The following is a 23,269-nucleotide window of genomic DNA, read 5'->3' on the forward strand; positions in this document are numbered from 1 at the left end:
GGATAAAGATTTCTGGGTATCCTATCTTGTTTTTTGGGTATCAAATGGGTATTCTGTTTCTAGGGCGTTGCAGAATAGAAATATGAATGTGCGAATCGATGTCGCACGACTTGAGCGAGAAAAGTCCAAATGGCTCTTAAATAGGCTATTAACCCGCCATCAGACAAGTCTCGGAACCAGTGTCCAAAGGTTCCTTCCCGCCCAAAGGGGCATCACGGATAACTGCTATGTCTCACAGCTAGAGGGTAGCTAGTATCGGACTCGTTGGGATTTGTTATATTCTCCTAGTTATGAGTTGGTGGATTCCCTTAGTGCCAACCTTGTTAGCTCTTTGGGGTGCGGAACTGACGACATCTTTTTTCGACTGAGATTTAAGAGTGCTACTCGAACAGCGCTCTTTAACTATCAAGCGATCTTTTGAGGCAATCCACAATGGACCTCTGCAAACTTTGGCTGTGATCTTAAGAAGTCTCGGCGAAGAAGATATATCGCCCGAACAATTGCGATCGCAACTTCAAGAACTGAATCAGGAGTTACGGAGTATCCCTGATTCCCTGAGTCAACCTCTGAGCGATCGCTTTTCTAAAATCATTGTTAGATTTGTAAATAATTATCTACTACAAAAGTATTTCCCTCTAATCATAGATTGACAGTGTTTGCTACTCACTGCCAATGTGTGACCACAGCCCCATCCCCAAAGAAAAAAACTGAGGTAGACATCAGTTACCTCAGTTTGCCATACGCAGCACTCGTCTTACATGAAAATGCTTGCGCCAGGAAATAGCTCGCCATCGACAACTGGTGGTATCAAAAAAATCGCAGCTGCACGTATGCTCAAAAACCTATCCATACCTGGAAGTTGGTTTTTAAGGTCACCACCAAAATTTGTACTGCCAAGCCAAGTTTGTTGTGTGAGCATTCTAAGCAACCGTTCGGGGGTATCTTGAAAACTCACAAAGTTCAACCCTGTGAGAAAGCCGGGAGCACTACCAAGTGGTTCGAGGAACTCGTAGCCTTGGCGAAAAATGCGGAGTGAGGAGCGATCACTGACTGGTGTAAGGTGATGGTTTGCCCTTTGAACATGACTTTGCTGTAGGATTGTTTCACTTACAGTGTCAGGTTCAAAGAAAGCCTCGTTGCCAGGGCTTAAAACATCCATACTTCCTGTGACTGGACACCCTGTTTTCGTCACTGGATTACCTTCACTATCAAGGGATATCAAAGGACAACCAGTTAATTTGTTCCTACCTACTAATAGCTCTTGCTGTTGACGATTAAGCTTTTGCCAAACCGTCAAGTTAATTGCAATCCTCAGAAACGCTAAATAAGTGCCGCCTTCAATCCATTGCTCCTCTGGTGGACGAGGTTTGATTGTGATCGCGCCAGAGCGTTCCGAGCTTTTCATGTTAGAGATACCATCATGAAAATCAATCCAGCTACGTCCATCATCGCGCTGAAATCCGCCATAAAAGGCGGTCAAAAGTAATGGAGCAGCACCTGTAGCTGGATCGCTCATGTTTTGCAAGGCTTTCCACGTTTCCACAACTGGACGATTTACTGCCAGTTGTGTTTCTGCAATAAACTGCACTGCAATCTCCTCAGTCGCAGGATTCGTTTTCACATCATCCGCATACCGCAAACCCGAACCAATCAGTAGTGGACCGCCTCCGGTTGGTAACGGCGAACGAAATGCACCAAAATCCTTAATATGATTGGGTAATTGACGCTGAATATCGGGGAGTTTAAAGACATTAGCACCATAGCCAACAAGAACTGTTAAATCACCAGCAGGAAGGGACTGTCCTGGCAAATCTCTTAACTTACCATTTTTCAAATCCTGATACATCTGCCAAAGCTTGCCAAACGCTTCTCCCACTTGGCGAGCATTCAAACCTGGTGAAGCTCGCAAAAATAAAATGTTAAAAAATTTACCAGGTCTTGCTCCTGGAGCATGATAAATGCCCTCTTGCAACTTTCCAGTCACTATCTTTAACCTCTAAATCCCATTGTTCGCGGCGCTATCCGTACCATTTGGTGCGTGTTATCATACTCCTGCTTGAGAGATTTTATAGTTTCACAAATTCGAGCTTCTTGGCATTGGATAGGAGCATCGCTTGCACTGAGAATGACATACTCATCCTCTGCGATGGGAGTAGGTTGCCCAATAACCACCAGAGGTCCTACCTCCATCTGTTGCACCACCTGAAAACCGCCTGTTAGTGGTTCTTCATTGGCACCAACAGCCACCGTAATATCATCTAAAAACGTTGGCTCGTCATCACTAGGACCAAATTCCAGGCGTTGATACATTTCTTCACTTGCACCTCTGCTCAAGCGTACCCATGAATCTGGAATGGGTTCCCCATTGAACAGAAAGACATCTTTTGTGAATGAACGAATATACATTCCTAACGGGTTAGCAAACGCAACTGTATGTCCGTTAAAAGCAGCTCCTAGTGCACCCATTGCCGCATTCGGGTCTGCATGACGGCACGCTAAATGCTCCACACCGAATTGACGGAAAAGCTGTTCTCGCGTTGCTTGTTTCGGATTACTAGCAGTGCCACTGGCATAAGGCTTGGCACCAAACATCACGATGTAAAGCAGGTCGTCGAGTCCGTTAATCGGATGCGTCATAAATAAAGCGTAGTCAGTGTTTAACTTACCAGTTGGTTGCGGCTCATTACCTTGACCTGCAACCACTGTAGAGAAAGCAATTTCCCGCTGCTCTTCAGTTAACGCAAGTGGGTCGCTGACTCCATAAAGGTCTTCCCAAGTTGGCTCAAAGCCAAGTACACTTTGTGCCATTGCACGCACAGATTTCGGGTCATACTTAGCAACAGATACCCAGTACTCGCGCAATTCAGTTGTGACTTGCACTCGTTTTGGTCGCATCCGACCTGTAGCATCAGCCTTCTCAATAATTCGATATTCGCAGTACTCGTTATGCAGGTTGTGTCTTCCTCGGACACCCCAATCAGATAATTGCCGCGCCACTTCTGCACCAAGACAAAAGTTAGGCTCTGCTGGATCGCCAAACCATTTAATCGGTGCTGGAATGGGGTTAGTCAAGGTGCTGGGGTCAAGGGTAAAAAAGCGACTGCCAAAATCGGGTTGTAAATTCCCATAGGCAGATTGAATTGCCTCATTCCATTTCTGAACTAAGTCAGCACTAAGTTGGTCAGCACGACCTGGAACGTCATAAACCATAGCTCGTCAAATACTCCTTTTTTATCTAATAGGACTTACGCATTGACAGAAGTTTGATTATGTGCATAAGTTTTACCTGATTTGCAACAACGGAAGTTAAGCTTAGAGAGCTTTTCTTGCCGTATTTTTATGTAAATGTAAGCAAAACCAACTTATGCACTCTTGGAGACAGAAATAGGAAAAACGTCATTTTACTTCTTCTAAAACGTGTAAATTTTTGCAAATTGTTTAGACAAATTCACTTTTAAGACAAGTTATAAACCGAAGTACGGGTTACCGAGAAAGATGGTGTAGCCAATTGAAGGGTCGATTCTGTCTGCAAAGTAAGGGTAAACGTCCTGCTGCTTTTGATAATCCGCTTCATGAGGATTTACAAAAAGCTGCTGGGCTCTTTTTTAATCATGGGCAGACTGCGGAACATCAAGAAATGATAGCTTTAATCAAAAAACTTCAGCAAGGTTAAGCTTAAGCTTTTTAGCCACTACCGCGCACACAGCAGTGTTAACCCTTTAAGAAAGTTCTTGTGGGGTTTAATAATGACCTAGTGGAAGAGCTACGTCAAATCTATCAGCCTTCAACCTGAGAGTGAAGCAGTTGACTAGCCCTCAGTTCTCACCGAGGGCTTTAATATCCTTTCAATTTTCCAGCTGAGAACTAGCTCAACTTAATCCCAGAGAACCGTACCCAACTTATCCCAGGTTTTTGCACCAACGATACCATCTACTTTCAAGTCGTTTTCTTCTTGGAAGTTTCTCACCGCCTCATCTGTTTGGTCTTGAAAGTTTGTAGTGGGTGAATCACTGTCAAGGTAATCTAGAGCAATCAAGATATTCTGTAGCAATTTTACACTACTACCAGTATCACCCTTTTTTAGAACTGGCAATTCTTTACTAGTTGTTGGTGCCATAATTAAAATCCTCCATAAATTGTAGTTTGATCAGCTTAACCACGTTCCAGATACTTTTTAATGCAATGCACAGAACCTAAGTTTTGTGCAAAGGGGTGAAAGTCGGCGAGTTGATGAACCACAAAACCTAATTCTTCCCAAATGCGTTTATTTTCCGCATCGATGGAAGCAAGATCCGCCCAATCACCATGACCGTATGTTGGTAACCAGACGTGATTTCCATTATACGTATCAATTTGCACTAGGCTATTATTGGCTGTCGCAAAATACCAAAAACGGGTTTTGCTTGCAGCATCATCGACATACGTGATTGGTAGAGGGTTGCGAATCACTTCAAATCCCAAGTTTTGCAGATTTTGGGCTATGTCATCGAAAATTTCTGCGATCGCATGTTCCACAGGAGGACGACCGAGAATTCGGTCTGCTTCTGGCATTCGCAGTGTTCATTTTTCTTCGCCTCATCTGTATTCTTAATAAATATCAGTTAAATTATCTTATGCACTTTCAATTTAATAGATTCAAAAGTTTTGTCGCTGGGTAGCTATCCGCTAAACACGCTTACATCAGTGGACAAGATAGCCAGTCTGAGTACAAGCTACGTTATCTAAGTCATGACACCCGTGGGTGCTTTCCAGCTTGCGGCTCTGTCGTTAGTCGTTAAACATCTGTATTTAGCTAAAGACTTGCGGCTAACACAACAAGTTTAGATAACCTTGACGAGGAAAACTTAACCTGAGTAATCAGAGGACAAAATGTCTAACTTTGTATTTGTTCTAGATGCCAACAAACAACCCCTCAATCCAGTTCCACCAGGACAAGTGAGACGGTTACTCAAGCAGGGGCAGGCAGCAGTCTTCCGTCGCTACCCTTTCACGATTATTTTGAAATATGCCGTACCCAATCACAGGATCAAGCCCCACCAACTAAAGATAGACCCAGGTTCTAATACGACTGGGCTAGCTATTATTCAAGGAAACAAGGTTGTGTGGGGTGCGGAAGTTAAACATCGGGGACAGCAAATCAAGAATGACTTAGAGTCACGTCGTGCGATTCGTCGTAATCGGCGTAACCGCAAAACTCGTTATCGCAAGCCTAGATTTCTTAACCGCACTCGATTATCAGGATGGCTACCGCCTAGCTTGCAATCTAGGGTTGAGAATGTCATGACGTGGGTTCATCGCTTACGTCGGTTTGTACCAATAACTGGAATATCTCAAGAATTGGTCAAATTCGACACTCAAGCAATGCAGAACCCTGAGATTTCCGGAGTGGAATATCAGCAGGGTGAATTGGCTGGCTACGAAGTACGGGAATATTTACTCGAAAAATGGGGAAGGAAGTGTGCTTATTGTGGTGCAACTGATACTAGACTTGAAGTTGAACATATAGTCCCACGCTCTAAAGGTGGAAATAATCGGGTTTCTAATCTTGCATTAGCGTGCCATCATTGCAACCAAAGAAAAGGGAACCAAGATATTCGTGATTTCTTGTCGAAGAAGCTAGACGTGATGAAACGCATACTAGCTCAAGCGAAACAACCACTTAAAGACGCCGCAGCCGTTAATAGCACTCGATGGGCGTTGTTTAGTAGGTTAAAAGAAACAGCGTTGCCAGTTGAAACGGGAACAGGTGGTAGAACAAAATACAACCGTACACGTCTCGGGCTACCCAAGACTCACTGGTTGGACGCTGCCTGTGTTGGCGTTGTTGAAACCTTGCAAGTCCTAACGATTCAGCCTCTATTGATTGTTGCGAAAGGGTGGGGGAACCGTCAGATGTGTACAACAAATAAGTACGGGTTTCCTATTAAGCATAGAACCCGTTGTAAAACCTTCTTTGGCTTTCAAACTGGTGATATGGTGCAAGCTATACTACCTACCGGAAAATTTGCCGGAACTCACGTCGGTCGATTAACCGTAAGAGAAAGTGGTGTCTTTGAAATGAGAACGCCAAAAGGCAAGATCAGCCCAGTTCGCTATAAGTACTGCAAATCTATTCACCGCAACGATGGCTATATGTACGCATTTTCCAGCAATGTCCAGCAAATAAGCAATTAGAGGCGTACCGATCGCCCTCTAGGACGCTGCGCTCCGCGCGATCGCTACCCATGCCACTGTTCCTTGCCCAATCGCCCATAAACGCTTAGATTCCCGACTTCTTTAAGAAGTCGGGAATCTTGTTGTTGACGTAGCCGAAGGCAGCTCGTAGGGCTTATGATTTAGGATTGCTATAGGCGACTACGCTGTGTTTCCATCACCAATGACTAATTACTCATAGGTAATCTACTCTACGGGAACACCTAGCGGCGAACGAGGGCGACAGAAGTAGCATTTACCATCTGGCTGCAACTATCGGTATTTGCATGATCTCAATAGTGGTTTGACACCAAAAAGCAAAAGATTATTGCGGCTCAATGTGCTGACGAGGAGCAACACCGGGATTAACGATTTCTGCCACCTCTTCTTCCGGCAGACTGTTGAGTTTAGTTTGCAATTCTTCGGCAGTGAAGTTATAACCACTGTCTTGAGCAATTTGGACCCAGTCCTGGGTATCAGTTGCCGCTTTGAGTTTTTGTTTTAATTCTTGGTCTTTTCTGGCATCTGCTAAAAATTCAGTGACACCTGCTTGAGACATAACTGTTATTCTCCTTTTCATTGAGCCTGTTGAGTTTGAGATTTGAGAGGCGGAGGGTTTGAGGCACTGCTATCATCGGAAGGATGCTATCACTTAGCGGAAGTGGGTAGGATTAGAGCAACTTGCTTTTCTCTTGGCTTGCGGTTCGTGTTCAGTTGAGCAATTGTATGTTGTGCTTCCTTAGCGCAATAGACATCTTCAACTTGATCAATCACCGCTTGTAATGCCACCGTTGCAACTTCAGCCGAATTTGTCTTCGATTTGTCGTCATCGTTGCTGAAGTCGCTGTCAACGCTTCTATTGATAGACTAGCGGCTTTTGAAGCCCTATAGCTTCCCCTCACAGGCAGATTCACAAGCGCCTATTAACAGTGAACAGTACCAGCCGCAGTTATCAGTTAAATACGAGTGGTCGCGCGTCCCCCACCAAGAGCACCTTTATGCGTTGGTGGCGGTGAGCGCATCCCCCAAAGCGCCCGTCTGATAACTGATAACTGATAACTGATAACTGATTTAATTGCCCCTGCTATCTCAAGCTGTTCCGCCGTTAACGCGGATGTTTTGCCCAGTGATCCAACGCGCTTCGTCACTGGCAAGAAACGCCACCACGTCAGCAATATCTTGCACTTGTCCCAGTCGTCCTAACGCTGCCATTTGGGCAAAACGATTTATTTGTTCTTCAGTTTTGCCTTGTCTGAACAGTTCTGTGTCGGTGGGACCAGGAGAAATGATGTTGGCTGTGATTTCCCGTCCTCCCAACTCTTTCGCCAGAACTCTTGTGATTTGTTCGACAGCACCTTTAGTTGCCACATAAGCACTATAAGTAGGTAGCATCATAGCCGTCGTTGATGAAGAAAAATTGATAATGCGTCCGCCGTCTGCCAAGTGGTGTGCAGCTTGTTGACAAGCAAAATAAGTCCCTTTGACATTGATGGCAAAAATCTTGTCGAAATCTTCTTCTGTTACTTCAGTAATTGGTTTATAGAAAATAACACCAGCATTATTGACTAAAATATCGACTTTGCCAAAACGTTCAATTGTCTGCTGAAAAAGTCGCTGGATATCAGCAACTTTGCTGACATCGGCTTGAAGTGCAACTGCTTGTACTCCAAGCTTTTCGATTTCTGTAACAACTTCTTGTGCCTTGTCTGCATTACCCGCATAGTTAACGACAACTGACGCACCGTTACTAGCTAATTTGAGGGCGATTGCCCGAAGGGCACTGCGCTTCGCGCAATCGCTCGTCCAATTCCCCGTGATGCCCCGGTGACTATCGCAACTTTTTCTGCAAGAGGTGCCATCAATGTCTTTCCTTTACTAAACATTAATTTTGCTTCTAGGTTCAACCTAGAAGCAAAATTAATGTTTCTATGTCTCTAGAAAATTCTTGAGACTTAGCAACTGTTGCTCAAGAATTTTCGTTTCTTCAGGTGTTTCTTACGCCAAATCAAAAAGCAAGATTTCTCCACCAATGTTGGTGGTGATTTCAAGTTGCTCTTCGCCACTGATTTGTACCCCATCACCTGCTCTGAGTTCTTCACCATTCAACGTTACGATACCTTGAGCTATTTGCAACCAAGCATAACGATTAGGTTGGACCTGATAATTTATAACGTCACCTGGTTGTAAAACAGATGTGTATAAATCCACATCTTGATGAATGGTTATAGCACCATCACGCCCATCTTTGGCACCAATTAAACGCAGTTTCCCACGCCTTTCTTCAAGGGAAAAAGCTTTTTGGTCATACCTTGGTTGCAATCCTTGTTTGTCAGGAAGAATCCAAATTTGCAGAAAGTGGACTGGCTCAGTATCAGAATGATTGTATTCGCTGTGCGTGATGCCAGTACCAGCGCTCATGATTTGCGCTTCACCAGGACGTATGACTGAACCAGTTCCCAAGCTGTCTTTATGTTCTATTGCTCCTTCCAATACATAGGTGAAAATTTCCATATCACGGTGTCCATGTGTCCCAAAACCAGCGCCGGGAACAACACGGTCATCGTTAATCACTCGTAGAGCGCGAAATCCCATGCGGTCTGGATCGTGAAAACCACCAAAGGAAAATGTGTGATAACTATCGAGCCAACCTATCTTGGTACGACCGCGTGCATTTCTATCATGAATGAGGTGAGTTTTGGTATTAGCAGCCATAGATTTTCCCTCCATTTTGATGGTTGATTGCAGTAAAAACATTCTGCACACTTGTTGACTACCATTCATCAATTCTGGTTACAACAGCCAGAACAAACTTTCTCTTTGGTAGCTACACTGCAGGAATGATAATTTTGGAGTTGCTTGAAAGCTAAGAAATTTCGTGAATCAATACTCAATTTAGGTATGGTTGAATACCAGATTACAACAGCTATGTTTACAAAATCACTAAACAAACTTTTTCTTTAGATTTATCTAATTGCATCTGGTTTTCAACTATCTCAATCTTAAAATATGTATATATAAAATGAAAAGTACGCACTTGAAAGTGCTGTACTTACCAAAAAGATACTGCTAAATTACATTCAGATTCCCGACTTCTTCAAGAAGTCGGGAATCTAAAAATTTAAATGCAAACTACTGTAACAGATAAGCTGGGTTGAAGAACGAAACCTAGCCTACAATACATGACTAATAGCTATTAACTATTAGCAACAAGAGACTTATCTGACAGCAGGTTGTCTGACAACAGCTTGCTCTTCAGTTTTAATATTAGCTGCATTACCATTTCCATTTTGGGTGACAGCGGCTTGCAGATGGGCTTCTAGGAACCACAGGCGCTTGTCAATGGTACGAGACACTTCGGTGTAAAGGTCAGCGGTGTCAGCATCGCCTAGCTCCGTCGTTTTGTCAATGGCTTCCCGCAACTGCTTAGCATAGGGTGCAAAGCGCTCTGCTAAAGCTGTTACATGCTCCATACCCATTAAAATATCAGTAGGATATTCTGACAGGAATGAATTCTCTGCAGCCATACGAACTGTGCCACAAGCATACCCTCCTAAGGCGGTGATGCGCTCAGCAAACATATCAATGTACTCTTCTAACTCACCTGCAATTTCATCGAACAATTCGTGCAACTGGTAGAAGTCGGTGCCTTTAACGTTCCAGTGCGCTTGCTTGGCTTGGCTTTTCAGATCCGATGTTGCGGCTAGAGTTTGGTTGAGAATGCCAGCAATCTGCTTGCGCGCCTCGGCTGGAATGTCAATACGGGTCGGATACAGACGTGTTGCAAGATTATCGCTCATTGTTCTACCTCTCTCATCAGCGTGACAAGACAAGTCTACAGATACTGCTATGCTGTCGGAAACTCTCTACCGACAGATGGAATTTTTGCTGAACCAGTTATAATTTTTGTTAATAATTTACTCTTCGGTTCATAACGAATTGCGATGGTTGTCTATAGCACTGAATGTACCACCGTAGAGGCGATCGCGGATTGTGTCATTTTGTAAAAAGTCGTGGGGGAAGCCAAGCTCAATTTGACTCACTTCGTTTAAGCGTTGCAGATGTTCTGGTGATAGGGTGAGATCCAGACAAGCTAAGTTATCTTTAATCTGCGATTCTTTACGTGCGCCGATAATAGGGATAACTACGCCGCTTTGTGCGCGTAACCAGGCGATCGCCACTTGGGAAGGTGTGCGTCCAATCTCTTGTGCAACTTGGGACACAACATCAGCAATAGCGAGTTGGCGTTCAGAAATATTTCCTCCCGTAGTTTCGATTCGTCCCTGTTCGCTATTACCGTTGCGCTTGTTGTACTTACCAGTTAGCACACCACCTCCAAGAGGTGACCACGGCGTCACAGCCAAGTCAAAGGCTTTTGCCATTGGTAATAAGTCGCGTTCTGGCGTCCGTTGAATCAAACTATACTCCACTTGCAGTGCAACAAACGGTGTCCAACCGTGACATTGCGCGAGAGTATTTGCTTGTGCAACAATCCAAGCTGGTGCATCAGAGATACCAATGTAGAGTACCTTGCCTGAGCGAACCATGTCATCGAAAGCACGCATCACTTCCTCAACAGGGGTCATGAAATCCCAAGCGTGCAACCAAAATAAATCAATGTAGTCGGTGTTCAGCCGTTTCAAACTGCCTTCTAACGACTGCATCATATTTTTACGATGATTGCCACTGCCATTAGGGTTGCCTTTGTGGTCATTCATCTGCAAGGGCAATGAGTACTTCGTCGCAACAACAAAGCGTTCTCGTTCCGAGGCGATAAACTCTCCAACAATTTTCTCACTGGTGCCATCAGTGTAACCGTTAGCCGTATCGATGAAGTTTCCCCCCGCTTCCACAAAGGCATCAAAGACTTTGCGGCTTTCGTCTTGGGATGCACCCCAACCCCAGTCTTCACCAAAGGTCATGGTTCCCAAGCACAGTTCAGAGACTCTTAACCCGCTTTTGCCTAAAAGTTTGTAGCGCATAGTTAATCATTCTCCTTTTATTTGTTAATGCTGATAAGGATTATTGGTTGCTGTAGGGTAAATTGCATGAATTTGTCCTGCTCAACAAGCCTTAAACTTGATGAAATTGAGTTTAGCGATCGCCTCCTACTCTTGTCTTGTCAGTTGTTGCTAAAAATATCACTATTTTGCGGAAATTCTCCTCAAGCCACGCTCTCGATTGTTGCTTAAACTAAAAAGCAGGGAACCAGATGATGGCGAATCCTACGCAGGCAAGGCTAATGATGTTAGATTTTAATCGTTCTGAGCGTGTGGTTAGTCAGGACATCGGAGAAGTCAGAGTACAGGTTAAGCTTACGAATGCAGTGGATGAAGCTTTGGTCAATCGAGGACTGCTTAACCCAAATCAGTTGCGTGTGCATGAGACACAAGCACTTGTAGACACGGGTGCGGTACGCACTGTGCTACCAAGGGAAATAGTGGAAAAGCTTGGTTTACAGCAGTTTTCACGTATTTGAACCACACTGTAAGGGCACAGCAATGCTGTGCCCCTACGGCAGATGTGGTCTATTTACCTGAAAATAGCTGTAAGAATTCGAGGTCAGCAAATGGCAAAATATGCTGATGGCAGACAGGAAGCAGTGGGATTGACCGAACCTGTGATTATTGAGTTGACGTACTCCCCGCACTAAAGCGACGGGGATTCTCAAAGGATGTTACGAGGCACGGCTTCAGCCTGCCTCGTAACCCTTCTTCGTGTCTCTTCGACTCTTAACTAGACTGTCACCAGTCCCCGTCAGATCGTCTCCACAGGCATTTTGTTCCACGCTGCGTCCCAGCGCGTTGATCCCTCTGTTACGGATCACTTGTGCGGCTGCCACATCTCGATGTGTCGTGTAGCCGCATTCAAGACAGGTGTGAACCCTATCCTTCAGTTCTTTTTTCCCCGTGTGGGCATCACATTGAGGGCAAACTTGAGATGTGTAGTCCTTGTTTACTTTCGCAAAATACACCCCCCGTTTCCAACATACCCATTGCAAGATTTCGACAAATTGCCCAAACCCAGCATCAAGAGTATGCTTGCAGAACATCCCTTTAGCCCACACACGGAAATCGATATCTTCAACAAAAATCATTCCTGCATTATTGCAAAGCTTATGGGCTAACTTAAAATGCCAATCTTTGCGAGTGTCAGAAATGCGTTGATGTAGTCTTGCAATCTTCCGATTTAACTTGTGACGATTGTTTGACCCTTTTTGCTTTTTTTTGAGTCTACGTTGCAGCAATTTCAGCTTGCGATGTAGTGTCTGAAGAAAACGAGGGCGTTCAACTAAGGTACCGTCAGAAGTTGCCACAAATTTATCTAATCCCAAATCCAATCCCACAGGATGCTCCGCAGGAACAGTATCAGGGACATTGACATCACACTCCAGCGAGAACATCAGGAAATATCCAGAGGCTTTACGAACAAGCCTAACTTGTTTCGCTTTAAAGCCGTCAGGAATTTCGCGTGATTTCACATACTCCATCCATCCCAATTGTGGCAACTTAATTTGGTTGCCTCTTAATATCTGCCCTTCTCCAAGCTGAGGATAAACGTAGGAACGCATTCTGTATCGATTCTTGAAACGAGGAAAACCCATTCCTTTGCGTCTCATATCGATAAATGCAGTTTCTAGTTTTCTCAATACCTGTTGCAACACTTGAGCGTTAACAGTTTTTAACTCTGGATATTGCTTTTTGGCGAGTGTGAGAGATTTCGCTTGAGTATTGTAATTGGGGTATGGCTCGTCTACTGGGATAATGTATTCAGATGTGATTGAACAAGCGTTAATTGGGCACTTACGAGAATTTAACCAATCTTTGCGTTCACGTAGAGCAAAATTCCAGACTTTGCTACATACGTCTAGCGTGTGTTCAATTAGCTGAACTTGCTCTTTAGTGGGCTTGGCTTTGTATTCGTAAGTTAAATTTAACACTATTCATCACCTCCTACAAAATAATAACACATTTTGTAGGATTAATGCTAATAACGGAAACACCGGGTTAAAACCCGCTGCGTCACGTTTCATCCCCGGATTAAAAGGTAGGGGTTCTCACGCTCCCGCGATGACTTGATAGTCTTGGAACTACTACTGCGGTTTAGCCATAATTAACTCTGCTGCAGCTTCACTATCCAATGGTGGGGAGAAAAAATATCCCTGAGCATATTCACATTTCAACTCTTGAAGGAATGCCAGTTGCTCTGCTGTTTCAACTCCTTCTGCTGTCACATTTATACCAAGTTTGTGTGCTAAAGTGACGATCGCCTCAGTAATTTCTGAATCTACTGACAAAGCACCCATACCACTGATAAAGGAACGGTCAATCTTCAACATACTAATGGGAAACTGGTGGAGACGACCTAATGAGGAATAGCCTGTTCCGAAATCATCAATTGATAGCCCAATTCCAAGTTCCTGTAGTTGTGAGAGTACAGTAGCCGCCTGATTTCCATTTTCCATGATGACGCTTTCAGTAATTTCTAGCATTAAGCGATCAGTACTCAGACCTGTTTTCCTCAAAATGTCTACAATTTGCAGCACCAAATTAGGTTGCAAAAACTGCTTGACAGAGAGATTAACACTGATTTTTCCAGGCGCGTCATCACCAAATCGCATCTGCCAAGCTTGTAGTTGGTGGCAAGCCTCGTGTAGTACCCAATAGCCAATTGGAACAATCAATCCTGTTTCTTCTGCTACAGATATGAACTTGGCTGGATTGACAATACCCCGTTCTGGATGCTGCCAGCGCACTAAAGCCTCAAACCCAGCTATCCGACCAGTATTAAGTGCCACAATTGGTTGGTAATACACGCGAAACTCTTGGCGCTCAAGGGCGTGGCGCAGATCTGTGTCCAACTGTAATCTAGCTACGGCTTGAGTATACATATTGGGATTGAATATCTCGCAACGTGCCTTACCCAAGGACTTAGCATGGTACATCGCTGTGTCGGCGTCGCGCAACAAATCTTCTGGTCGATCATACCCAGTTGTACTTAGGGCGATGCCAATACTTACGCTCGTAAAAACCTCTTGCCCTTGGAGAATAAAGGGTAATGAGAGAACCTGTTGAATCCTGTTAGCAACGTAAAGGACATCATCGACATCCTGAAGCTTCTCTAGCAAAATTGTAAACTCGTCTCCTCCAAGTCGAGCCGCTGTGTCTGAATGACGTAGACAGGTTTTAATCTGGTTGGCGATCGCGCATAACAATTCATCGCCCACAAGATGTCCAAGGCTGTCATTGATCACTTTAAAGCGATCCAAGTCCAAAAACAGGACTGCGAACAGCTCATGATTCTCCTGGGATTGAGCCTGATCAAGCGCCTGCTTCAGGCGGTTCATAAAAAATGCTCGGTTGGGTAAGCCCGTCAAGGTATCGTGAAGGGCGGCGTGCAGTAATTGCTCTTCTACCTGCTGGCGAACGGCAATTTCTTTTTCTAGCTCAAGTTTGGCAACCTCAGCCACCTTCGCTCGTAACAGAGCCTTCTCTGCTTGTTTACGCTCAGTGATGTCCCGAATGATAACTTGCGTTGCCCCTTTGCTGCGATAAGTCACGGGTATTCCTGTGATCTCCACATCAATAACCTCACCGTCAAGCCGAACCAACTTTCCCTCGTTGACAGCAGGTTGGTTTGGTTTCTCCTCAAGAAGTTCCAGTTGCACCTCTGGGTTTTGCTGCTCATTTAAATAGATGAGATTCTCTAGTGATTGACCAATCAGTTCTTCTGCATTTGCTGCACCAAATAGTTTGACACCAGTCGTATTTATGTAGGCTAATTTCCCTCTACTATAAACAGCGATAGATTCCGGAGAAAGTTCTATCAGGCGGCGATAGCGTTGTTCACTTTCTCTAAGCGCTGCTTCTGATTGCTGGCGCTGTATCATCGTCTCTTCTAAAGCTGTCAGATTCCGCCGTAACTCCAATTGTGTGATCACCTGTCGCCCTAGAATCCCTAAAGCTTCTTGTTGTGCACCACTCAAATTTCGTGGTACGTAATCAATGACGCATAAGGTGCCTAATGCTAGGTTTTCTGGGGTAATCAACGGAATACCAGCATAAAACCGAATCTTAGGCTCTGAAGTTACCAGAGGATTGTCACAGAAGCGAGCATCCTGGCAAGCATCCCCAACGATAAACAGGTGAGGCTCTAGAATTGTGTAGGCACAAAACGCTACATCCCGGGGGGTTTCTGATGCGTTTAAACCTACTTTTGATTTGAACCATTGTCGGTTAGTATCAATCAAGCTGATGAGCGCTGTTGGCGTGCTGCAAATATGTGCAGCTAAGCGGGTAAGATCATCATATGCTTCTTCCGCAGAGGTATCGAGAATTTTGTACTGATGTAGCGCCTTAATCCTGGCTGCTTCATTAGTTGGCAGTGGGAAGCTCACTATCTTATTATTTTGGTTTTAGGTTAATGGACACTAGACAATTTTTTTAAATTAGGTAATACTAACTGAGTTGCTGCAGTCGGCTAAACAAGAATTACCGATGTGCATAAAGCATCGCTTTGAATTACTAGAAAAGCTGTGTTGTTCAACCTTAATTTGTTCATAAGTGATTACGCTGCTCATCAAGTGATCAAGAATCTAAGAAATAGAAACGCCTAGTGGCTACCTCATTCCTGGAGCTTCATAGATTCTTGTTCCAAAAATTACAGAAAGTACAAAAAACTCGTCTCAGTAATTTCCTCTCCAGGCTTAAAAATGGAAATGAAAACAAGGCAATAAATATCTTCCCCATTTAGAGGTAAAGTCTATACATTTATACACGTTCCAAAAAAAAGATCAGGAACATTCATCTACAGTGACAGATTAGTACCGTCGTAAAAAATAGTTGTCATCAAAAAGCTGAGTGTGGTTGAAAGCTAAGGGAGATGCTCCTAGCTCCTGTTTCTCATGTGTCTCAAGGGCATTGAGCCTTTGAATTCTGCATACTACGGAAATAGAGGCTCTGAAAGCTTATCCTATATAGATTTCACCTTTTTACTTCTCTGTTTTAACCAAACAGGGGAAGAGATATCCCTGCGATCGCCAATGGTCATGGTCGCCAGCAACAGCAACATTGGCTGAAAACCTTATTCTTTGATCAACTTTCAAAATTTTTCGTTCATTTGTAGAACTTCAATGTTTTTTTTGGAGATGTAAACAAGGGGTGTGGTGGAACTTCACTCCCTAAGTTTAATGGACTGCCTGCGTCATGATAGTGAAATAGCTACTCTAGCTCGGGTACTTCTGTTTTCGCCAATCAGCAAATTCTAAGGGAAAATCTGATGACAAACCAAGAGAAACACTCTAGTGATAAAACAAAACCTACTACCTCAGCAGAGCGGGACAATGAAATAGATAGATTGGGTCTAGAAGCTCAACGGGATGCCTCTGGAAGCCATGAGCAACAGCAAAATCTAGAGAGACTAATTTCAGCTATTTCACAACCGGACTGGCTGAAAGTATCTTCCAACAAGCATAAGTTACCAAAGGAGGGGCACAGGGAAGTTACTGATACAGCAATCCAAGATATCGGTTTGAGATTGATTAAGAAGATTCAAGCAGGAGAATTTGATCCCCAAAAAGGAAAAATCTCCCATTTTGTTAAGAAAAGTATATCCTTCAGACAGAAGGATGCTGCAAAAGAATACCAAAGTAAGTTTTCCTATGTCAGCCAGGGAAAAAAGAATTTTCTAACTCTTATATCATTTGATACTTTTTACCCGGATTCTCAGTTCGATGACACCGATAAGTCGGGAAGTTTGTCCGAGGTTTACCAAAGTTTAGAAAGTCCTTTACTATCTCAACAGATTATTGACTGTATCAAAGAAGACCCTGATAAAATCTTCAGGCAGAAACATATGCGAAAGCGCCCAAAAGCAAACTTTCAAGCAATAGCGCTACGCAGGATCTACGGCTATAACTGGCAGGAAATTGCGGAATATTTTGGAACTCAACTAAAAGCAACTGCTCGCTTTCACGACCGTTGTCTTCAAGAATTTGCGCCTAAAATCCGGGAGTACTTGCAATCATGATCGAACTACAGCGAGGATAATACGTATATCAGGAATCTAATGAAGATTCATAGAGGAGCAACTCTTCGAGCTTTGCTGCTTCACCACCTAAACTTAGTATTATGAACTAACGGAGGATTATCCATTTTTTAAAAGGGGGTATATCAAAAGAGTGTGCTGACTGCATGAAATAAGGACTTAGCCTTAAAAACAATATGAATGAAAAACGCCTGGATGCTTATCTAAATCTGATTAACGAGTTGTTGGTCTGTTCCAGTGGTGAGGAAAGTTTAATTTTGAACGCCAACTGGCAGCTAGTTGATGCTGGTTTAGTGAAAATAATGGCACAGGTGGCAGATGAGTTTAAAGACAAGGGCGATCAAGATTCTGCTGATTTTCTAATCGCTACGGCTCATCTAATTAAACAGACACTCCAATCTCCAAGAAAAATTACGGATAGGACAGTAGGTAAAGGCGAGGCGTTATCAACAACTAAACAGGAAGAAAACCTGATTTTTTTAGACAAGCTATATCAGGCGATATCAGAAAGCAATAGCGAGCCGCAGGTGGTATACCCGTTACTAGCAGCAAATTTGGACAAGCTGAATGATGATTTCGCTCAGTTATTAGATCGAGTCGTAACGGACACTCTGTCTCAAGTAGAACCAGAAAAGGCGCAGAGTATCGCAGCAGTTATTGGAAATTTCAGCAACCTGATACGAGAGTTTCCTTTAGGTGACAGAGCTAGCAAATTGGAGATTGCCCTTGCTAGCAGTAAAGTCGCTGCCACCATTTTTACTCATGAGGTATTTCCAGTAGATTGGGGCATAATCCAAAATAACTTAGGTACTATCTATAAAAATCGTATTTATGGGAATAGAGCCGAAAATCTGGAAATATCTATTGCTTGTTACACAAATGCTTTACAAATATTTTCCTTAGAGGCATTCCCACAGGAATGGGCTGCTATTCAAAACAATCTGGCAAATGCTTACAGTGAACGTATTTGCGGTAACAAGGCTGAAAATCTAGAACAAGCTATTAGCTGTTATCAACAAGCTTTACGTGTATACACTTCTGAGACAATACCCGAAGAATGGGCAAAAACCCAAAATAATCTAGGGGCTGCCTATAGCAACCGTATTTATGGGGATAAAGCCCAAAATTTGGAAATAGCACTCCGGGCTTACCAAATGGCTCTGAAAGTCCGCGCTAGAGAGGATCTACCAGAAGATTGGGCTGCGACTCAAAGTAATCTAGGTATCATCTACAGCAACCGTATTTTTGGAAATAAGGCTGAAAATCTCGAACAAGCTATCGCTTTATATATTAACGCCCTACAGGTTTATACTCGTGAGGCATTTCCCCAAGAATGGGCAATGATCCAAAACAATCTAGCAGTTGCTTACCGGGAGCGGATCTTTGGAGAAAGAGCAGAAAACCTGGAAGTGTCCATCCAAGCTTACCAGGCAGCTCTTGAAGTACGCACTCGGGAAGCATTGCCAGTACAATGGGCTGCAACTCAAAGTAATCTGGCAGTTGCTTATGGTGAACGTATCTACGGAGACAGAGCAGAAAATTTAGAGCAAGCTCTTGCCTGCTGCATAAACGCTTTACAGGTTTACACTCGTGAAGCATTTCCAGAACAATGGGCTGCAACTCAAAGTAATCTGGGTTTTGCTTACAGAGAGCGCATCTACGGGGATAGGACTGAAAATCTGGAACGAGCAATTATTTGCTATGTAAGTGCTTTACAAATCTACACTCGTGAAGCATTTCCTCAATACTGTGCAGAAACTTTACTTAAGCTTGGTCACCTCTATCAAAATGCTCAACAGTTGCTCAACGCCTACAATAGTTTTGCTACAGCTATTGGCATTGTAGAATCCTTAAAGGCTGAGATTGTTTCTGGTGATGAAGTTAAACAAAAACTGGCTGGAGAATGGAATAATCTCTATCAACAGATAGTGGAAGTTTGCTTAGAATTAGGCAATCTTACCGCTGCTATTGAATATGTAGAGCGTAGTAAAACCCGTAGCTTAGTTGAACTTATCCTCAACCGTGACCTTAAAACCGTCTTCCCCCCAGAAGTTGTCAATCAAATAGAACAACTTCAAGAGGAAATCACCATAGGTCAAAACCAACTTCAAACAGGCAGAGTAGAGAATCCAACTGTTTTAGGGCAACATCTCCAACAGTTGCGACAGAAGCGCAATGAACTGCAAGACAGCTACTTGCCCATCGGTTATGGTTTCAAATTCGACCAATTCCAAACAACATTAGATAAGCAAACCGTTCTATTGGAATGGTATGCCACAGGTGAAAAGCTACTAACTTTTATCGTCACATCAGAAACACAGACCCCTATTGTCTGGGAATCCTCTCTGGAAGACCAGCAAGCTTTGGTAGATTGGACAAGTACCTATTTTACAACTTACTACAGCGATAAAAGACAATGGCAGGATAAACTAAGTGTTTATCTGCGTGAACTTTCGGAGATTCTACACCTCAACCATCTCGTCTCCCTGATTCCAGCGGAGTGCCAAAAACTCATTCTCATCCCCCATCGCTTCCTGCATCTATTTCCCCTACATACTTTGCCGATAAGTGATAGACAATTGGAATGGGCAAATTACGATGAAGATTCTGCTACAGTTTCCGAACCCTTCTACTTGTTAGATCGATTTTCCCAAGGAGTTAGCTATGCTCCTAGTTGCCAACTACTGCAACTAGCCCAGAAGCGCCAGCGCCCAAACTTCAGCAATTTCCTGGCAGTACAAAATCCTACATCAGACCTAATTTTTAGTGATGTTGAGGTAGAGTCTATCCAACAGCATTTTCACCCTAATGCAGTTTTAGTCCACGAAGCCGCAACTAAGGACGCAATCTTTACTCAGCAACTAAGTTCGGTTCACTGCATTCACTTTGCATGTCATGGCTATTTTAATCTAGAATCACCGCCTAACTCTGCTCTAATCCTGGCAGATGCAATCCTTCCAGACTCTCAGCGCAATAAGAACTCAAATCAAGTTTTTGTGCCCAGAGAAGTTCAACAAGCTAAATATAATAATGTTATTGATCTATCTAAATGCCTGACTTTGGAAGATATCTTAAGCCTGAATCTTGATCAATGTCGTTTAGTCACACTTTCTGCTTGTGAGACAGGACTAGTTGATTTTAACTCCGTAAGCGATGAGTACATTGGTCTGCCCAGTGGCTTTCTTTATGCGGGCAGTCCTAGTGTCGTTAGTAGCCTTTGGGCAGTGGAAGATATGTCCACTGCATTCTTGATGATTAAGTTTTATGAAAATCTTCAAAAGTTCTCATCAATAGCTATGGCACTTGGCCAAGCTCAGATTTGGCTCCGAGATGTCACTATATCTCAACTAAGGCAGTGGATTCAAGAAAGGAACTTATCTTTAGATAACAGACTAGAGACTTTTTTACAAAATTATTTTTCTAAACACCATAGTAGAAAGCGAATTTTTGCAAACCCTTATTATTGGGCTGCTTTTACATGCCAGGGATTGGGCTAATTCCATCTTTAATTTGTCGAATCTTACGGTAGTTTGCTGAGAAGTACTTGACAGGAATTGGGAGGGAAAACAGCAATGTCCACAAGATTAATTGACATAGATGAAATCTTGGATTTACGGTATGAAATTCTCACTAAGGCAGAAAAACGCCTTGCTATCGTTGATGATATCTTTGCAAAAATTTCTATAGAGCAGAGAATTCGAGAAGAAATCATACCAGAACTTCGTAAATATGAGGCTAAGTATTGGCAGCTTTTGTCACAAGAGGCGCACTCCCATGTAATTGCAGAACTTAATGCACGTAATGCCATTACTGAGGTAGTGCGGGAACTTGAAATGATTGAGAAAAAGCCTAGTATGAACTATCCTGATGAGTTTATGCGGTTATTACTGGAAATTCGAGATAAACTTAACGAATCGGGAAAACCCGCAGCCGCTAAGGTAAAGTTAGCTCTGCCTCTTATCCCTGGAATTCTGTCTTATGAGGTAGAACTAGATACAGAAAGCTCCTTGAGAAGAGCATTTCAGCTTATTAGAAGACTATTTAAGGGGCACTGAAGCTAAAAAATTAATTAGCCCTAATAATTGCTTGGATTAGAGGCGACTCTAAACTGAAATACTTTCCAAAACCGGCAATAGAAAATTGTTTTTTGTTGCCAGTTTCTGAGTGAGTTAACACATGGTATATAGAAAGTCGAAATTGACACATTTACATCAGTTATTTCTTATGATAGAACACATCAACTGTGTGCCTTCGCTCCTCAAAAAATAGAGGTATTTCTGTTTTTAAGGTATAAATTGATGCCTACTTTAGTATCTAAATCTGTGTGTTGAGAACGTCATCTACATAATTCGCGAAACAATCACCGCGCTGTGCTGGTCGTAACGTTCTACGCACAAGAGCCAATCTACAACGCTCGTTACTCGAAACGCAGATTAGAAAAGGATTCCGGAGGATTGTATAGGCAATGCTCATCCTGCGTTAACTAGCACTAACACATCATCCAAAAGTGATTAAAGCTAAATTTTTACCTGTTTTCTATAAGCGTTAGGTGTTGTACCTATGAGTTTACGAAAGACGTTTGTGAAGTGGCTTTGACTCTGAAAACCTACTTGCTCGCAGATTTGGTCTATCGCTTCTTCTGTTTTAGCCAATAACCTTTTCGCTCTCTCTATTCTGCAATTCATCACGTATTGATGCGGCGAAAAACCAGTTGATTGTTTAAATAGGCGTGAGAAATAATACATACTCATCCCCACAGCAGTGGCAATTTCAGCCAAGCCTAAATCTTTTTCTAAGTTTTGATTGATATAATCAATTGTTTGCTGCAACTTCAAACGCGAAAGCCCTTCAGAATCGGAATGTCTGCCAATCTTAGTGGAAGGTGCAGAATAGTGCTTGAGTAAATGAATGCAGAGCGTCGTCGCAAGAGATTCGATGTAGACACGGCTACCTTTGCCATCTGATTCCAGTTCTGAGTGTAGCGCCAGTCCTATTTGCTGAATCAGCGGGTCTGCGGCAGCAAAATGTGGTATAATCTCCATCTGTTGCAAATCGACTGAATCGTAGGCAGCACGGGCAAATAAAGGTTTCTCTAAACTCAGGACTAAAAATTCAGATTCTAACTCCCAACTGCTTTTGTGATAACTGTTTGCTGGAACGACTGCAACATCGCCATATTTGATACACTCATGCTGAACGTGTCCATTCAACACCCGTTCTGCCTTAACAGCCTGTTTTGTCAGGCTGACACCAATGACGTGCTGTTGAGGAGTATGTTCTGGTGTCTCAAAAGCTGGCTGTTGATGATGATCTAAGCGGATACCATCCCAGTTAGCATGGTAACTGGACGCAAGGGGCGATCGCGGAAGAATTTCTGAACAGGCATCTTCCTGAGTAAAATCAATATTTATGATTTCCTGTGTTGGCATCGCTCTCACCCCAGAAACGATCGCTTTTAAGCTTTAACCTTTGCTGGCTTTTTTGACACCCTGGATAGTTGTCTTTAAAAGCAAAATGTTTAATGTTTAAAATGTTAACACACTAAGCGTTCAAAATAATTTGCGACTTCGATGAGTTACTTTGTTATCTACGACGGGAATTGTAATCTCTGTGTCACCAGCGTGCAATTGCTGGAGAATCTTGACCAAGGACAACTGTTTCGCTACGCCCCCATGCAAGATGAGGCAACTCTCAAACAGTGGGGAATTACACCCCAAGATTGTGAGCTTGGTATGATTCTCATTGATGCGGATGCACCAGAAAGACGCTGGCAAGGCAGTGCGGCGGCTGAGGAAATTGGACGGCTGTTACCTTTGGGGAGTGTATTTGTGGATGCATATCGTGCTTTACCTGGGGTCAAGTGGATCGGCGACCAGGTTTACGAACAAATCCGCGATAACCGTTACACCATTTTTGGTAAGCGTTCCAGTACCTATAAATCTGTGTATTGTGTTGACGATAGCTGCAAGACAGCTAAAAACGATGCATTATGATTCAGAATTATCATCGGTGACAGTTACCGAATCAGAGGTGA

Annotated in this window: 20 protein-coding genes and 1 pseudogene; 8 read left to right on the forward strand and 13 right to left on the reverse strand. The window is 43.3% G+C overall.

Going from position 1 to position 23,269, the window contains the following annotated elements; all coding sequences use genetic code 11:
- The first annotated feature begins 377 nt into the window (after window positions 1-377).
- Window positions 378-650 carry a hypothetical protein gene (locus tag ACM0OZ_RS00430; RefSeq protein WP_414580769.1) on the forward strand — a complete coding sequence of 91 codons (273 nt, stop codon included), beginning with the start codon at window positions 378-380 and terminating at the stop codon, window positions 648-650.
- Window positions 651-754: 104 nt separating this feature from the next.
- Here ACM0OZ_RS00430 and ACM0OZ_RS00435 read toward each other — a convergent pair whose 3' ends face one another.
- The 4 genes from ACM0OZ_RS00435 to ACM0OZ_RS00450 form a co-directional block, all read right to left on the reverse strand.
- Complete coding sequence (locus ACM0OZ_RS00435) at window positions 755-1,984, reverse strand: Dyp-type peroxidase (protein WP_414580770.1); 1,230 nt, start codon at window positions 1,982-1,984, stop codon at window positions 755-757.
- A 5-nt stretch (window positions 1,985-1,989) separates the two neighbouring features.
- Window positions 1,990-3,210, reverse strand: a complete 1,221-nt coding sequence (locus ACM0OZ_RS00440) for a hypothetical protein (protein WP_414580771.1) — start codon at window positions 3,208-3,210, stop codon at window positions 1,990-1,992.
- 664 nt (window positions 3,211-3,874) lie between these two features.
- Window positions 3,875-4,117 carry a peptidoglycan-binding domain-containing protein gene (locus tag ACM0OZ_RS00445; RefSeq protein WP_414580772.1) on the reverse strand — a complete coding sequence of 81 codons (243 nt, stop codon included), beginning with the start codon at window positions 4,115-4,117 and terminating at the stop codon, window positions 3,875-3,877.
- A gap of 35 nt (window positions 4,118-4,152) precedes the next feature.
- A complete protein-coding gene (locus ACM0OZ_RS00450) occupies window positions 4,153-4,551 on the reverse strand; it encodes a hypothetical protein (RefSeq protein ID WP_414580773.1) in 399 nt (132 codons plus the stop codon).
- 318 nt (window positions 4,552-4,869) lie between these two features.
- Between ACM0OZ_RS00450 and iscB the strand changes: the two genes are divergently transcribed.
- Window positions 4,870-6,174 carry an RNA-guided endonuclease IscB gene (gene iscB, locus ACM0OZ_RS00455; RefSeq protein WP_414580774.1) on the forward strand — a complete coding sequence of 435 codons (1,305 nt, stop codon included), beginning with the start codon at window positions 4,870-4,872 and terminating at the stop codon, window positions 6,172-6,174.
- Window positions 6,175-6,517: 343 nt separating this feature from the next.
- Here iscB and ACM0OZ_RS00460 read toward each other — a convergent pair whose 3' ends face one another.
- The 6 genes and pseudogenes from ACM0OZ_RS00460 to ACM0OZ_RS00485 all read right to left on the reverse strand — a co-directional run bounded on the left by ACM0OZ_RS00460 (window position 6,518) and on the right by ACM0OZ_RS00485 (window position 11,171).
- Complete coding sequence (locus ACM0OZ_RS00460) at window positions 6,518-6,751, reverse strand: Nif11-like leader peptide family natural product precursor (protein ID WP_414580775.1); 234 nt, start codon at window positions 6,749-6,751, stop codon at window positions 6,518-6,520.
- Window positions 6,752-6,840: 89 nt separating this feature from the next.
- A complete protein-coding gene (locus tag ACM0OZ_RS00465; protein ID WP_158054831.1) occupies window positions 6,841-6,981 on the reverse strand; it encodes a hypothetical protein in 141 nt (46 codons plus the stop codon).
- Window positions 6,982-7,281: 300 nt separating this feature from the next.
- Window positions 7,282-8,051, reverse strand: a pseudogene (locus ACM0OZ_RS00470) (SDR family oxidoreductase).
- A 136-nt stretch (window positions 8,052-8,187) separates the two neighbouring features.
- Window positions 8,188-8,904, reverse strand: coding sequence for a pirin family protein (locus ACM0OZ_RS00475; RefSeq protein WP_414580776.1), 717 nt, complete (start codon window positions 8,902-8,904; stop codon window positions 8,188-8,190).
- Between the two features lie 503 nt (window positions 8,905-9,407).
- A complete protein-coding gene (gene dps, locus ACM0OZ_RS00480; RefSeq protein ID WP_414580777.1) occupies window positions 9,408-9,989 on the reverse strand; it encodes a DNA starvation/stationary phase protection protein Dps in 582 nt (193 codons plus the stop codon).
- 129 nt (window positions 9,990-10,118) lie between these two features.
- Window positions 10,119-11,171 (reverse strand): aldo/keto reductase, encoded by a 1,053-nt coding sequence (locus ACM0OZ_RS00485; RefSeq protein ID WP_414580778.1) that lies wholly within the window; start codon window positions 11,169-11,171, stop codon window positions 10,119-10,121.
- Between the two features lie 230 nt (window positions 11,172-11,401).
- Between ACM0OZ_RS00485 and ACM0OZ_RS00490 the strand changes: the two genes are divergently transcribed.
- Entirely contained in the window at window positions 11,402-11,668 is a 267-nt protein-coding gene (locus ACM0OZ_RS00490) for a hypothetical protein (RefSeq protein WP_414580779.1), read from the forward strand.
- Window positions 11,669-11,695: 27 nt separating this feature from the next.
- Window positions 11,696-11,842 carry a hypothetical protein gene (locus ACM0OZ_RS00495; RefSeq protein WP_414580780.1) on the forward strand — a complete coding sequence of 49 codons (147 nt, stop codon included), beginning with the start codon at window positions 11,696-11,698 and terminating at the stop codon, window positions 11,840-11,842.
- A gap of 39 nt (window positions 11,843-11,881) precedes the next feature.
- Here ACM0OZ_RS00495 and ACM0OZ_RS00500 read toward each other — a convergent pair whose 3' ends face one another.
- Both ACM0OZ_RS00500 and ACM0OZ_RS00505 read right to left on the reverse strand, forming a co-directional pair.
- Window positions 11,882-13,129, reverse strand: coding sequence for an RNA-guided endonuclease InsQ/TnpB family protein (locus tag ACM0OZ_RS00500; RefSeq protein ID WP_414580781.1), 1,248 nt, complete (start codon window positions 13,127-13,129; stop codon window positions 11,882-11,884).
- A gap of 153 nt (window positions 13,130-13,282) precedes the next feature.
- Window positions 13,283-15,586 (reverse strand): EAL domain-containing protein, encoded by a 2,304-nt coding sequence (locus ACM0OZ_RS00505; RefSeq protein WP_414580782.1) that lies wholly within the window; start codon window positions 15,584-15,586, stop codon window positions 13,283-13,285.
- Window positions 15,587-16,467: 881 nt separating this feature from the next.
- Here ACM0OZ_RS00505 and ACM0OZ_RS00510 point away from each other — a divergent pair.
- The 3 genes from ACM0OZ_RS00510 to ACM0OZ_RS00520 all read left to right on the forward strand — a co-directional run bounded on the left by ACM0OZ_RS00510 (window position 16,468) and on the right by ACM0OZ_RS00520 (window position 21,290).
- Window positions 16,468-17,217, forward strand: coding sequence for a hypothetical protein (locus ACM0OZ_RS00510; protein ID WP_414580783.1), 750 nt, complete (start codon window positions 16,468-16,470; stop codon window positions 17,215-17,217).
- 194 nt (window positions 17,218-17,411) lie between these two features.
- Window positions 17,412-20,732, forward strand: coding sequence for a CHAT domain-containing protein (locus ACM0OZ_RS00515; RefSeq protein ID WP_414580784.1), 3,321 nt, complete (start codon window positions 17,412-17,414; stop codon window positions 20,730-20,732).
- 75 nt (window positions 20,733-20,807) lie between these two features.
- On the forward strand, window positions 20,808-21,290 hold the full coding sequence (locus tag ACM0OZ_RS00520) for a hypothetical protein (RefSeq protein ID WP_414580785.1): 483 nt from the start codon (window positions 20,808-20,810) through the stop codon (window positions 21,288-21,290).
- 462 nt (window positions 21,291-21,752) lie between these two features.
- On the opposite strand, the gene ACM0OZ_RS00525 is transcribed toward ACM0OZ_RS00520, so the two are convergent.
- On the reverse strand, window positions 21,753-22,664 hold the full coding sequence (locus ACM0OZ_RS00525; protein WP_414580786.1) for a helix-turn-helix domain-containing protein: 912 nt from the start codon (window positions 22,662-22,664) through the stop codon (window positions 21,753-21,755).
- Window positions 22,665-22,805: 141 nt separating this feature from the next.
- Here ACM0OZ_RS00525 and ACM0OZ_RS00530 point away from each other — a divergent pair, with 141 nt between their 5' ends.
- Window positions 22,806-23,228, forward strand: a complete 423-nt coding sequence (locus tag ACM0OZ_RS00530) for a thiol-disulfide oxidoreductase DCC family protein (protein WP_414580787.1) — start codon at window positions 22,806-22,808, stop codon at window positions 23,226-23,228.
- The last annotated feature ends 41 nt before the right edge of the window (window positions 23,229-23,269 follow it).

The organism is Scytonema sp. PCC 10023, from assembly GCF_963920835.1.
Classification (GTDB): Bacteria; Cyanobacteriota; Cyanobacteriia; order Cyanobacteriales; family Nostocaceae; genus Kalymmatonema.